This window comes from Corynebacterium marinum DSM 44953, assembly GCF_000835165.1.
GTDB classification, from domain to species: Bacteria; Actinomycetota; Actinomycetes; order Mycobacteriales; family Mycobacteriaceae; genus Corynebacterium; species Corynebacterium marinum.
Window position 1 is genome coordinate 725,341 of the sequence record NZ_CP007790.1, and the last position, 12,775, is coordinate 738,115.

General features: G+C 66.8%; 10 protein-coding genes. 5 read left to right on the forward strand and 5 right to left on the reverse strand.

What is annotated here, in order from left to right:
• Positions 1–4: 4 nt before the first annotated feature.
• Both B840_RS03560 and gabT read right to left on the reverse strand, forming a co-directional pair.
• A complete protein-coding gene (locus B840_RS03560; RefSeq protein ID WP_042622486.1) occupies positions 5–1,441 on the reverse strand; it encodes an NAD-dependent succinate-semialdehyde dehydrogenase in 1,437 nt (478 codons plus the stop codon).
• Between the two features lie 26 nt (positions 1,442–1,467).
• Positions 1,468–2,808 carry a 4-aminobutyrate--2-oxoglutarate transaminase gene (gene gabT / locus B840_RS03565; RefSeq protein ID WP_042620995.1) on the reverse strand — a complete coding sequence of 447 codons (1,341 nt, stop codon included), beginning with the start codon at positions 2,806–2,808 and terminating at the stop codon, positions 1,468–1,470.
• Between the two features lie 116 nt (positions 2,809–2,924).
• On the opposite strand from gabT, the gene B840_RS03570 reads away from it, so the two are divergent.
• From B840_RS03570 to ppk2, 3 genes are read left to right on the forward strand one after another with little or no spacing between them, the layout of a single operon-like run.
• Positions 2,925–4,427, forward strand: coding sequence for a PucR family transcriptional regulator (locus tag B840_RS03570; RefSeq protein WP_052491075.1), 1,503 nt, complete (start codon positions 2,925–2,927; stop codon positions 4,425–4,427).
• A gap of 33 nt (positions 4,428–4,460) precedes the next feature.
• Positions 4,461–4,784, forward strand: a complete 324-nt coding sequence (locus B840_RS03575; protein ID WP_042620996.1) for a putative quinol monooxygenase — start codon at positions 4,461–4,463, stop codon at positions 4,782–4,784.
• Between the two features lie 7 nt (positions 4,785–4,791).
• Positions 4,792–5,688: a polyphosphate kinase 2 gene (ppk2, locus tag B840_RS03580; protein WP_373285092.1), complete on the forward strand. Its 897-nt coding sequence runs from the start codon at positions 4,792–4,794 to the stop codon at positions 5,686–5,688.
• 1 nt (position 5,689) lies between these two features.
• On the opposite strand, the gene B840_RS03585 is transcribed toward ppk2, so the two are convergent.
• Positions 5,690–6,481, reverse strand: coding sequence for a Cof-type HAD-IIB family hydrolase (locus tag B840_RS03585; RefSeq protein WP_042620998.1), 792 nt, complete (start codon positions 6,479–6,481; stop codon positions 5,690–5,692).
• 33 nt (positions 6,482–6,514) lie between these two features.
• Here B840_RS03585 and B840_RS03590 point away from each other — a divergent pair, with 33 nt between their 5' ends.
• Positions 6,515–7,531 (forward strand): 3-hydroxyisobutyryl-CoA hydrolase, encoded by a 1,017-nt coding sequence (locus B840_RS03590; protein WP_042620999.1) that lies wholly within the window; start codon positions 6,515–6,517, stop codon positions 7,529–7,531.
• Here the strand turns inward: B840_RS03590 and B840_RS03595 are convergent.
• Both B840_RS03595 and glcB read right to left on the reverse strand, forming a co-directional pair.
• Complete coding sequence (locus B840_RS03595; protein WP_042621000.1) at positions 7,485–8,624, reverse strand: DUF6882 domain-containing protein; 1,140 nt, start codon at positions 8,622–8,624, stop codon at positions 7,485–7,487. The genes B840_RS03590 and B840_RS03595 overlap by 47 nt on opposite strands.
• 84 nt (positions 8,625–8,708) lie before the next feature.
• Positions 8,709–10,907, reverse strand: a complete 2,199-nt coding sequence (glcB, locus tag B840_RS03600) for a malate synthase G (RefSeq protein WP_042621001.1) — start codon at positions 10,905–10,907, stop codon at positions 8,709–8,711.
• Positions 10,908–11,381: 474 nt separating this feature from the next.
• Here glcB and aceA point away from each other — a divergent pair, with 474 nt between their 5' ends.
• On the forward strand, positions 11,382–12,677 hold the full coding sequence (aceA, locus tag B840_RS03605) for an isocitrate lyase (RefSeq protein WP_042621002.1): 1,296 nt from the start codon (positions 11,382–11,384) through the stop codon (positions 12,675–12,677).
• Positions 12,678–12,775: the final 98 nt, after the last annotated feature.

Sequence of the window (12,775 nt, forward strand, 5' to 3'; positions counted from 1 at the left end):
TTAATCAGGGGGTGGCGAGATACTTGATGTCGAGGTATTCCTCGATGCCTTCCACGCCGCCTTCGCGTCCGAAGCCGGACTGGCCGATTCCGCCGAAGGGTGCGGCGGGGTCGGAGATCGCCGCGCGGTTGATGCCGATCATTCCCGCCCGCAGGTTCTGCGCCAGGAACGATGCGCCTTCCACGGATTCGCTGAATCCGTAGGCGGCGAGACCGAACTCGGTGTTGTTGGCGAGACGAACCCCTTCTGCCAGGGTGTCGAAGGGTGTGACGGTGATGACCGGGCCGAAGATCTCCTGGGTGAGGATGTCCTGTCCGGGAGGCACGTCGGTGAGGACGGTCGGCTCGAAGAAGTAGCCTGGTCCGTCGACAGCGTGGCCGCCGGTGACCACCGTCGCCCCGGCCTGGACAGCGGAGTCGACGAGCCGGGCGATGCGGTTGCGCTGGGCGGCGGTGATGATCGGACCCAGGGTGGAGCCTTCCTGGAGCCCGTGGCCGGTCCGGTAGGAGGACATCCGTTCCACGAGGCGGGAGGTGAAGTCCTCCACGACCGAACGGTGCACGAGGATCCGGTTGGCTGCCGTGCAGGCTTCACCGCCGTTGCGCATCTTGGCGAAGATTGCGCCGTCCACGGCCTTGTCCAGGTCAGCGTCTTCGGCGACCACGAAGGGGGCGTTCCCGCCGAGTTCCATGGAGGTGCGCAGAAGACCATCGGCCGACTGCCGGACGAGCTGCCGCCCCACCGGCGTGGAGCCGGTGAAGGTGACCTTCCGCAGCCGTGGGTCGGACATGAGCTCGGTGGACAACTCGGCTGCGCGGGTGGTGGGGATGATGGAGACGAGACCGTCGGGGGCGTCGTAACGACCGAATACCTCGGCGAGCACCTCACCGAACAGCAACATTGTCAGGGGGGTCTCAGCAGCGGGTTTGACCAGGACGGGACATCCTGCGGCCAGCGCCGGGGCGATCTTCCGTGCGGCCATGGCCAGAGGGAAGTTCCAGGGGGTGATGGCCAGGACCGGGCCGACCGGCGTGCGGGTGACGGTCATGCGGCCGAGCCCGGTGGGTGACAGGCCGTGGCGGCCGGGGATTCGGACCGCCTCTTCCGCGAACCAGCGGAAGTACTCTGCTCCGTAGGCCACCTCGCCCCGGGCTTCTGCGAGGGGCTTGCCCATCTCGAGGGTCATGACGGTGGCGAATTGCTCGGCCCGCTCGGACAGCGCGGCGAATACTGCGGTGAGAATCTCGGAGCGGCGACGCGGAGTGACCGCTGCCCACTGTTGCTGCGCGGTGACGGCGGCGTCGAGAGCGGCGTTCCAGTCCGGCGAATCCGCGTCTGCGACCCGGGCGATCACTCGGCCGGTAGCGGGGTCCTCGACCTCGAAGGTGGCGCCGGAGGTCGCCGGACGGTTGCTCAGGCCGAGCCACAATCCGAGGGGCACGTTGAACGGGAGGGATGGTGCGGAACTCACTGGTTCTCCTCGGACTCGGTGGTGATGGCGTCGGCCAGAATGCGCAGTCCCTCGCGGAGCAGATCCTCGCTGATCACCAGCGGGGGGAGTAGACGTATGACATTGCCGTCCATCCCGCAGGTGAGGATAAGGACGCCCGCCGCCTTGCAGGAGGCGGCGACGGCGGCGGTCAGAGTCGGGTCGGGGCGGCCGGCGGCGTCCACGATCTCGAGGGCTACCATGCCCCCGCGCCCCCGGACCTCGGCGACAGTTCCCTGCTCCGCAAGGGGATCGAGGATCTCCCGGATGATGGTCTCGATCTGCCGGGCGCGGCCCGGGAGGTCATGGGTCTCCATCTCGGTAATGGAGGCAAGTGCGGCGGCGCACGCGACGGGGTTGCCGCCGTAGGTCCCTCCCAGACCGCCCGTGACCGGGGCGTCCATGATCTCGGCGCGGCCGGTGACGGCGGAGAGCGGCATTCCACCGGCAATTCCCTTGGCCAGTGTGATCAGGTCAGGGACAACACCTTCGTCGTCGCACGCGAACCAGGAACCTGTCCGGCACATACCCGACTGGATTTCGTCTGCCACGAAGACCACGTCGTTCTCGGTGCACCATGCGGACAGGGCCGGAAGGAAGCCCTTGGCGGGTTCGATGAAACCACCCTCACCCTGGATCGGCTCGATGACCACGCAGGCGAGGTTTTCTGCTCCCACCTGCAGTTCGATGGCGCGGATCGCCCGTTCGGCGGCTTCCGCCCCGGCAAGGCCGTCACGCAGCGGGTAGGACATCGGTACCCGGTAGACCTCGCCCGCGAGCGGGCCGAAACCGGTCTTGTACGGCTTGTTCTTGGCGGTCATGGCCATGGTCAGGTTGGTTCGGCCGTGGTAGGCGTTGTCGAAGACGACCACGGCGTTACGGCCCGTGTACGCGCGGGAAATCTTGATGGCGTTCTCCACCGCCTCTGCGCCGGAGTTCAGGAGCACCGTCTTCTTCCGGTGATGTCCCGGGGTGATCTCGTTCAGCTTCTCGGCAACCGCCACGTAGGACTCATAGGGTGAGACCATGAAACATGTGTGGGTGAAATGCGCGGCTGCGTCCGCGACAGCTTCAACCACTTTCCTGTTCGAGGCTCCGACGCTGGTGACGGCAATGCCGGAGGCGAAGTCGATGAAGGAGTTTCCGTCGGCGTCGACGAGAACACCGCCATCTGCATCCACCACCCAGCCGGGGAGACCCGGGGTGACGGCGGCGGTGACCGCTGCCTCGCGGCGCCGGGTCAGTTCGAGGCTGTTCGGGCCCGGGTAGTCGGTGGACACCTGCCGTTGCTGCGGCAGCCGGTAGAAGAGGTCGTCCATTGGAACTCCTTCACATGAGGTGGATCGGGTGATGTCCTGAGTATGTTCGCTGTGATGTGTCCGGAGCCATATACAATCAGGCGAAAATTCTCTCTCGGATTAGACGGAATGGACAAATGGACGGGCTACTTCTCAGCTGGCTGTACCGGCAGCAGGAACTCGGGCTCGAGCGGGTGCTCGGCGCAGACCCCTGTTTCTCGGTGGTGCAGCCCAGCGAACTCGTGGACACGGCGGAGTTCGTTCAGACCGGTTCGGTGATTCTCACGGTGGGCGTGGCTCTGCCTTCTGGCGGGGACGAGGTGGAGGCCTACGTCCGGAGGTTGACGGCGGCCGGTGCGGTGGCCATCGGTTTCGGCACCGGGCTCCGGTTCAACGAGGTTCCGGCGGCCCTGGTGGAAGCCGTGCAACGAGTCGGTATCGCCCTGTTCGTGGTTCCCCGCGAGGTCCCCTTCACGGCGATTCTCTCCACCGTCGAGGATGAGCGGGCACGCCGGCGGATGCGGGAGCGGCAACGGCTCCTCGATTTCCAGGAGGTCCTCAACGACATCGCCGTACAGCGCGGAATGGGGGACCTGGTGGATACAACGGCGAGGCACCTGGGGGCGGCGATGCTCATCGTGGACAACGACCGGCGGGTTGTCGCCGCCTCGGATGAGGAGGATTCCCGGGCTACGCTGCTCCGCGCCGTGGACCGTGAGCTGGACCGGGGAGGGAGGAGCTCCGCGGCCCAGCTCAACGGCAGCCACGTCATCATCCACCGCATGAACGGGGAGGGGGAACGGTACCACCTGTTGGCGGCAGCCTCACCCGAGCCCTTCAGCACCGAGGACCGGAGCGTGATCAAGCACTGCGCAGGACTGGCCGACATCATCCTCCAACGACCGGAATCGCTCCGGCGGGCCAACCGGGAACTGAACACCCTGGCACTGTCGCTCCTTCTCGGTGCCGACGAGGGCGAACAGGTGATGGGGAGCATTTTCTCACCTGCCGCGGACTCAACAGGAAGGGTGCGGCCGGTGGTCATCCACGCTGATGACGTCCAGCAACTGCAGCGGGCGCTGACCCTGCTCGATCGCAGACTGTCTCAGCTAGGGCGGCACATGTTTGTCCTGGGCCTGGGCAAGACTGCGTCGTTGGTGATCTTCCGGGGTTCCCGTTCCGTGCCGGAGATCAGGGAATTGTTCGGAGCGGGTGCGAACCTGGTGCGCCTGGTGTCCGGCGCCCCGGTCCCCTGGCAGGACCTGACCATGAGAATGGTGAAGGAGCTCTCCGATGTCGCGGTGACCCTGCAGCCCGGCGGCCACGCAGGTCCGGAGTCCCGCACGTTCCGGTGGTTGGGCGACCCGGCGGTCCAGGGGGCCCTGGACATGCGCTACAAGGAGACCTTCATGCGGTTGGTCGACCACGATGCGCAGCTCGGCACCGACCTGACCCGGACACTGGTGCAGTATCTGCGGGAGGGGAGCAGAGTGGCCGCGACGTCACAGGCCCTCGGCGTGCACCGGCACACGGTACGTGGCCGGATTGAGGCGATCGGGCGCATATGCGAAGTCGACCTCGGCGATCCGCAGGTATGCGCGGAACTGCTCGTGCTGGCGCTGGCCCGGGGAGAGGTCTGACCGGGCGGAGCCCGGACCGGTATCCTGGCACTCATGATTCTCATCAACGTCCGATTCCGCCCCCTGCCCGAGTACGTCGAAACCTTCCGCCGGGAGGTCGAGGAGTTCACCGCCGCCACCCGCGCGGAGGAGGGCTGCATCTTCTTCGACTGGTCGCGCAACACCGACGACCCGTCCGAGTACATCCTCATCGAGGCCTTCCGGGACGGCGCCGCCGAGGCGCACGTGAACTCGCCGCACTTCAAGGCAGCCACAGAGATGTTCCCGCGGATTCTGTCGGAGACGCCGCAGATCATCAACACCCTCATCGAGGGGAAGACGGAGTGGGACCGCATGGCCGAGTTCCAGGTCGGCTGAAGGTACGCTGAGAAGCATGGGCAAAAAGGGCAAGGGCGACACGGAAAAGCACGTCACGCCGGAAAAGCTGAATAAGAAGGCCTACGAGAAGGAACTCAAACGCCTTCAGGCTGAGCTGGTGGACATGCAGCAGTGGGTCGTGGAGACCGGTGCCCGCGTCGTCATCATCATGGAGGGCCGCGACGCGGCGGGCAAGGGCTCCGCCATCAAGCGGATCACCCAGTACCTCAACCCCCGCAGCGCGCGTATCGAGGCCCTGCCCGCCCCGAGCTCCCGCGAACAGGGGCAGTGGTACTTCCAGCGTTACGTGGAAAAGCTGCCCACCGCCGGCGAGATCGTCATCTTCGACCGCTCCTGGTACAACCGCGCCGGCGTGGAACGGGTGATGGGTTTCTGCACCTCGCAGGAGTACCGCCGTTTCCTGCACCAGGCCCCGATCTTCGAGCGTCTGCTGGTGGAGGACGGCATCCTGCTGCGCAAGTACTGGTTCTCCGTCTCCGACGAGGAGCAGGTCGCGCGGTTCCGCTCCCGCCTGGATGACCCGCTGCGCCGATGGAAGCTCTCCCCGATGGACCTGCAGTCGATCACCCGCTGGGAGGACTACTCGCGGGCGAAGGACGAGATGTTCATCCACACCGACATTCCCTCGGCACCCTGGTACACGGTGGAGAGCGAGGACAAGAAGCGTTCGCGCATCAACGTCATCAACCACCTGCTCTCGACCATCCCCTACGAGAAGATCGACCGGCCGCTGCCGGAGATCCCCGAGCGCCCCTCCTCCGACAACGGCTACGAGCGACCGCCCCGCGCCGAGTTCCGGTACGTCCCCGACGTCGCGGCCAAGCTGGTCGGAGGCCGCCCCGCCACGGCGAAGAAGTCCCCGAAGAAGAGCGGCGGGAAGTAGCTCACATACCCAGCAGGTCGCGCAGGACGGTCACCACGCCGGCCTCCGTGTTCGGCGGGGCGATGTGGTGCGCGATGGCCTTGATGTCCGGGTGCGCGTTCTCCATGGCGTACGCCGTGCCCGCGGCCTGGAGCAGCTCGTAGTCGTTGAGGTAGTCGCCGAAGGCGAGGATCTCGTGCTTGCCGACACCCATCTCCTCCGCGAGCGCGGCCATCGCCCGGCCCTTGCCGGCCGTGGCCGCCATGATGTCGACCCAGTTGGCGCCCGACACCACGACGTTGGCCTCCGGCGCCGCCTCACGCAGGGGCGGGTAGGCGAGTTCCTCGGCATTCCCGCTGGTGTAGACGGCCAGTTTGATCACGTCCGTTCCCGCGACCTCCCGCAGATCCCGAACCTGTTCCCGGGAGACGTAGTATTTCTGCAGCTCAGTCATGGTCGCATCGGAGACGGTGGGCAGGTGGTAGGCCACGTCGGGCGTGCAGACCACCAGGTCGAGGCCGGCCGCGTCCGCGGCGGCGATGACGGAACGGACGGTCGATTCCCCCAGGAGAGTGGTGGACACGACTTTTTCCCCGTGGAAGACGCACGTGCCGTTCTCTGCGATGAAGGTGCCCGGGTCGCGGTCGCCGGTGAACATCGAGCGCAGCGTCGCCAGCTGACGGCCGGAGGCGGGGGCGACGGCGATGCCGCGGGAGCGGGCTTCCGCGAGGACCTCCCAGAAGGAGTCGGGGACGCGGCCGGCGGCGTCGAGAAGCGTGCCGTCCATGTCCAGGGCGATGAGGCGAAACTCCATTGCGGTGATCCGTTCCGTCAGTAGGCTGTGAGCATGACCACACAGACTGACTCGCCCGTGCTCGTCTCCGTCCGCCACCATACCGGCGTCCTGGAACTCAACCGTCCCAGGGCTCTCAACAGCCTCAACCCCGAGATGATCGGCATCATCACCCGGGCTCTGGAACAGTGGCGGGACGACGATTCAGTCGCCCAGGTGCTCATCACTTCCGTCTCACCGAAGGCCTTCTGCGCCGGCGGCGACGTCCGCCACGTCCGCGACGGCATCCTCGCGGGGAAAGAGGAGGAGATGGACCGGTTCTTCTCCGACGAGTACTCGATGAACCACATGATCGCCTCCTACCCGAAGCCCTACGTGGCGGTCCTCGACGGCATCGTCATGGGCGGCGGGCTCGGCGTCTCCGCCCACGGCTCCCACCGGGTGATCACGGAACGCGCGTGGGCCTCGATGCCGGAGATGGCCATCGGCTACATCACGGACGTCGGCATCTCCTACGCCTCCCAGCGCTGGCCGGGCTCCTCGCCCGCCATGGGTGCCTTCATCGGGCTCACCGGTTACCGGCTCACGGAGGCCGACATGATGGAGGTCGGCCTGGCCACCCACCTGATCGACGACGCCGGTGACTTCATCGAGGACCTCGTCGGGCTCGGGGTCGACAACGCCCTGGACGAGCACACCATCGAGGTGGAGGAGGATGCCCGGCTGGCGGGGTGGCGCGACGACATCGAGGCGACCTTCTCGCACGGCTCCTGGGCGGATATCGACGCCGCCCTCGACGCGCACGGCAACCAGGAATTCGTCCAGGAGGTCCGGGCTCTCATGGCGAAGGGATCCCCCTCGGCGACCGTCGCCACCGCCGAGCTCTACGCCGCCAACCGGTCGGCCGCGGACCTGCGCGCCGGACTGGACAACGAGGAGCGCCTCGGTGAACTGCTCCGCCGTCAGCCGGACTTCCTCGAAGGGGTGCGCGCGGTGCTGATCGACAAGACCCAGGACGCGGAGTTCACTCCCGCCCACGAACCGGCGGTGTACCGGGAAGTTCTCCGGTGATCCCACGCCGCTGCGCATAAGCGGACCGGGCGCGAACCTGGTCCAACGCTGGGTCGAGGGGTGCCTGCAGGGTCGCCGCCACCGCGGCGCGCGTGGTGGGGGCGGCGGGGCCGGGGAGGCGGAGTGCGGGGGCGTCGAGAAGCACGACGCCGGTGGTCTCCTGGTTCAGTGCGGTGAAGGCGTGGGTCCACAGGCCGAGAATCGGCTTGACGGCATCCACCAGCCCCAGCCGCTGCGCCCGCTCCCGCGGAATGCGGGGGCGGACGAAGTCGATGATGCCGTTGTCCATGCCGAACCGGCGCAGGTTCGCCGCCGGGGAGGGCGGAAGATTCGGGTCGGCCCACGCCCACGTCCATATGTCCCCCGTGACCGTGGCGACGGGCAGCGCGGTGGCCTCCAGGCGATCGCTGAGCAGAGCGCGCCCCCGGCCGATGTCCAGGCGGAGCTGCAGGCCGGGAAAGGTGCCTGCGAGCAGGAGCTGGTGTTCGGCGGCGAAGTAGTGGGCGTCGGCGCGCACGTCGTCGAGGGTCATTCCGCCGGACACGTCGACCGGCAGATCCCCGTCGAAAGCGACCGTCGTGCCGTCCGAGAAACTGACGTTGCCTGCATCTGTCCGGACACCTAGACCGCGGGCGGCGGCGAAGGCGAGGAGGGCGCGGCGGGCGTCGAGAAGCGGGTCCAGGCCGGCCAGGCCCAGCGTGAGCGCGCTGCGGGCGGGGCCGGGCACGGGGCGGAAATCCACGGCGAGGACCCGTGTCCCGTCAGCGGAAGGCGCCAGGAGGACGGGCACGTTCCCGTGCAGGGTCCGGGCGGCGTCGATGAGTTCGTCGGAGGCGGGCTGGGGGGAGTGCAGCTCGGGGATATCCCGGTCGTAGCGCCGACTCCACTCCCACCGGCCGTCGACGATCCGGGCCACCTCGGTCGCCGGCAGGTCCCGGGTGCCGGCGCGGCGGTGGACGCGTGCGGTGTCCCCGGTGAACTCCACTCCGGTCACGGTGTCCATCGTGCTGTGCCAGGTGGCGTCGACGTCGGCCTGGAGGAGGGCGCCGTCGGTGCGCAGGTCGGCGAGGGACGTGGGGGAGGGGAGATCCATGGGGTCGAGGATATCCGGTGCGGACGGGGAAGTCCCGGCCGCCTGGGCAGGCGGCCGGGACTCCGGGCGGGGATCAGCGGGGAACTACTTGATGCCCTGACGATCCTTGAACTCGCGGCGCTTGGCGTGCAGGATCGGCTCGGTGTATCCGGACGGGGACTCGGTGCCCTTGAGGATCAGGTCCTTGGCCGCCTGGAAGGCGATGGAGTAGTCGAAGTCGACGGCCATCGGCAGGTACGCCGGGTCGCTCTCGTTCTGGCGGTCGACGACGGCTGCCATGCGCTCGAGGGACTCGACGATCTCTTCCTCGGTGACGACGCCGTGGACCAGCCAGTTGCACAGCAGCTGGGAGGAGATACGCAGGGTGGCGCGGTCCTCCATGAGGGCGGTGTCGTGGATGTCCGGGACCTTGGAGCAGCCGACGCCCTGCTCGACCCAGCGGACGACGTAGCCCAGGATGGACTGGCAGTTGTTGTCCAGCTCCTCCTTCTTCTCCTCCTCCGACCAGCCGGTGGAGGGGGCGACCGGGACGGTCAGCAGGCCGTGGAAGGTGTCGCGGCGGCCCTTCTTCTTCAGCTCGTCCTGGACGGCGAAGACGTCGACCTCGTGGTAGTGGGTCGCGTGCAGGACGGCACCGGTCGGGGAGGGGACCCAGGCCGTGTTCGCGCCCTCGCGCGGCTGGCCGATCTTGGCCTCGAGCATCTCGCCCATCAGCTCGGTCATGGCCCACATGCCCTTGCCGATCTGGGACTTGCCCGACAGGCCGCGGGCCAGGCCGGCGTCGACGTTGGAGTCCTCGTAGGACTGCTTCCACGGCGCCTTCTGCATGTCAGCCTTGCGCACCATGGCGCCGGCCTGCATGGAGGTGTGGATCTCGTCGCCGGTGCGGTCGAGGAAGCCGGTGTTGATGAACGCCAGACGGTCGGCGACGTTCATGATGCAGGCGTCCAGGTTGACGGAGGTGCGGCGCTCCTCGTCCATGACGCCGACCTTGAGGGTGTAGCGGGGCAGCCCCAGCAGGTCCTCGACGCGGGCGAACAGGTCATTGGTGAAGGCGACCTCGTCCGGGCCGTGCTGCTTCGGCTTGACGATGTAGATGGAACCCGTGCGGGAGTTGCGCAGCTGGTTACGGACGTCCAGTCCCGGGATGGCACAGACGGTGGTGACGACCGCGTCCATGAGGCCCTCGAAGATCTCCTCGCCCTCGACCAGGATGGCCGGATTCTGCATCAGGTGGCCGACGTTGCGGACGAAGAGCAGGGAACGGCCGTGGAGGCGGATGTCGGTGCCGTTGCGGCCGATGAAGTTGCGGTCGCGGTTGAGGGTGCGGGTGATGACCCGGTCGCCCTTGGCGACCTCCTCCTTCAGCTCGCCGGTGTTGAGACCGTACCAGTTGCGGTAACCGAGGGTCTTGTCCTCGCCGTCGACGGCCGCGACGGAATCCTCGAAGTCCATGATGGTGGAGATCGCGGCCTCGAGGACGATGTCCTTGATACCGGCCGCGTCGTCCTTGCCCACCGGGGTGGTCGGGTCGATCTGGATCTCGATGTGGAGGCCGTTGTTGCGCAGCAGGATGGAGGACGGGTCCTCCAGGAAGCCGGAGAAGCCGCGGTAGGCGGCCTTATCCTGCAGGCGGTACTCGCGGTCGCCCACATGGGCGGCGAGGTAGCCGTCGGTGATGGAGTAACGGTCGACTTCGGCATGGGAGGCGCCGTCGAGCGGGACCGCCTTGTCCAGGAAGTCCCGGCCCCAGGCGATGACCTTCTTGCCGCGGACAGGGTTGTATCCCTTGCCCTTCTCGGCGCCGTCCTCCTCGGAGATGGCGTTGGTGCCGTAGAGGGCGTCGTACAGGGAGCCCCAGCGGGCGTTCGCGGCGTTCAGCGCGAAGCGGGCGTTGAGGATGGGGACGACCAGCTGCGGGCCCGCGGTGGTGGCGATCTCGTCGTCGATGCCGCGGGTGCGGATCTCGCCCTCCTCCGGGGTGTCGACGAGGTAGCCGATCTCGCGGAGGAATGCCTCGTGCTCGGCGGGGTCAGGCTGGCCCGGGTTGGCCTTGAAGTGCTCGTCGAGCTTTGCCTGCAGCTCGTCGCGGCGTGCGAGCAGCTCCTTGTTGCGGGGAGTGAACTCCTTGACGATCTCGGCGAAACCGTTCCAGAACTCGTCGGCGTTGACGCCCACGGTCGGGAGGACCTCATTGGCGAGGAAGTCGTGCAGGACCTTGGCAACCTGAAGTCCGGCGACCTCGATACGCTCGGTGGTGTCCTTCGGCTCGGTCTGAGTCATCTGATGCTCCTTGAATTGTCTTGGAGGGTTAAGGAAAGCGGAGTTAGTCGCATAGTAGGCGATGGCTCCAGCCTAAGTGATTAGAGTCACGGGGTAAACGGTTTCGCCGATTTAGCCCGGCGCCACCCCTGCTATGACATGAGTCTCAGTCGTGGATTCGGGTGCAGATGCGGCGTCCGTGTCCCGTACCAGCAGTTTTGTTTTTGATTCGTTTGCGCAGGCCATGGGGGTCGGAGTCAACCGGGCACGAAAGGTTCACATGCTGTGGTGTTAGCAAGCTTTGCAAAAACCCCCGTTACCCCCGCACACAATTTAGAATGCCATACCCATTGACGGCGGGCACGTTAGAGGGCACTCTGTGAGTCACGCCACCAAGGATGGATGTTACATCCAGCAGGTGGATCTTCCCTTCATTCCCCAGCCGGGGAGCCCCATGGGCTGGCCCGGCGACAAAGACAGGAAAGTGAGTCCTCAATGACCACTACCGGCCAGGCACGTACCGCAGCTGAAATCCAGAAGGACTGGGACGAGAACCCGCGCTGGGAAGGCATCACGCGCGATTACACCGCTGAGCAGGTGGAGCAGCTCCAGGGCAACGTCATCGAGGAGAACACCCTCGCACGACGCGGCGCTGAGATCCTGTGGGACAAGGTCTCCAAGCGCGACGGCTCCTACATCAACTCCCTCGGCGCCCTCACCGGCAACATGGCCGTGCAGCAGGTCCGCGCCGGCCTCCAGGCTGTCTACCTCTCCGGCTGGCAGGTCGCAGGTGACGCCAACCTCTCCGGCCACACCTACCCGGACCAGTCCCTGTACCCGGCCAACTCCGTGCCGAGCGTCGTCCGCCGCATCAACAACGCTCTGCTGCGCGCCGACGAGATCTCCCGCGTCGAGGGCGACGACTCCGTCGACAACTGGCTCGTCCCGATCGTCGCTGACGGCGAGGCCGGCTTCGGTGGCGCCCTGAACGTCTACGAGCTCCAGAAGGCCATGATCACCGCTGGTGCCGCCGGCACCCACTGGGAGGATCAGCTCGCTTCGGAGAAGAAGTGCGGCCACCTCGGCGGCAAGGTCCTCATCCCGACCCAGCAGCACATCCGCACCCTGACCTCCGCTCGCCTGGCCGCTGACGTCGCCGACACCCCGACCGTCGTCATCGCCCGCACCGACGCCGAGGCCGCCACCCTGATCACCTCCGACGTTGACGAGCGCGACAAGCCGTTCATCACCGGCGAGCGCACCGCTGAGGGCTACTACCACGTGAAGAACGGCCTCGAGCCCTGCATCGCACGTGCGAAGTCCTACGCTCCCTACGCAGACATGATCTGGATGGAGACCGGTACCCCGGACCTCGAGCTGGCCAAGAAGTTCGCCGACGGCGTCCACGAGGAGTTCCCGGACCAGCTGCTGTCCTACAACTGCTCCCCGTCCTTCAACTGGTCCGCGCACCTCGACGCAGACGAGATCGCCAAGTTCCAGAAGGAACTGGGCGCGATGGGCTTCACCTTCCAGTTCATCACCCTGGCAGGCTTCCACTCCCTGAACTACGGCATGTTCGACCTGGCCTACGGCTACGCCCGCGAGGGCATGCCCGCCTTCGTCGACCTGCAGAACCGCGAGTTCAAGGCAGCCGAGGAGCGCGGCTTCACCGCCGTCAAGCACCAGCGTGAGGTTGGCGCCGGCTACTTCGACACCATCGCCACCACCGTCGACCCGCTGTCCTCCACCACTGCGCTGAAGGGCTCCACCGAGGAAGGCCAGTTCCACTAGGAACCAGCTTCCAGATCGACACCGGTAGCGGCGTGCATCGTGAGTTTTTCACGGGCACGCCGCTTCGTGCTTTCCAGACATAGCCTCCACACCTCCAG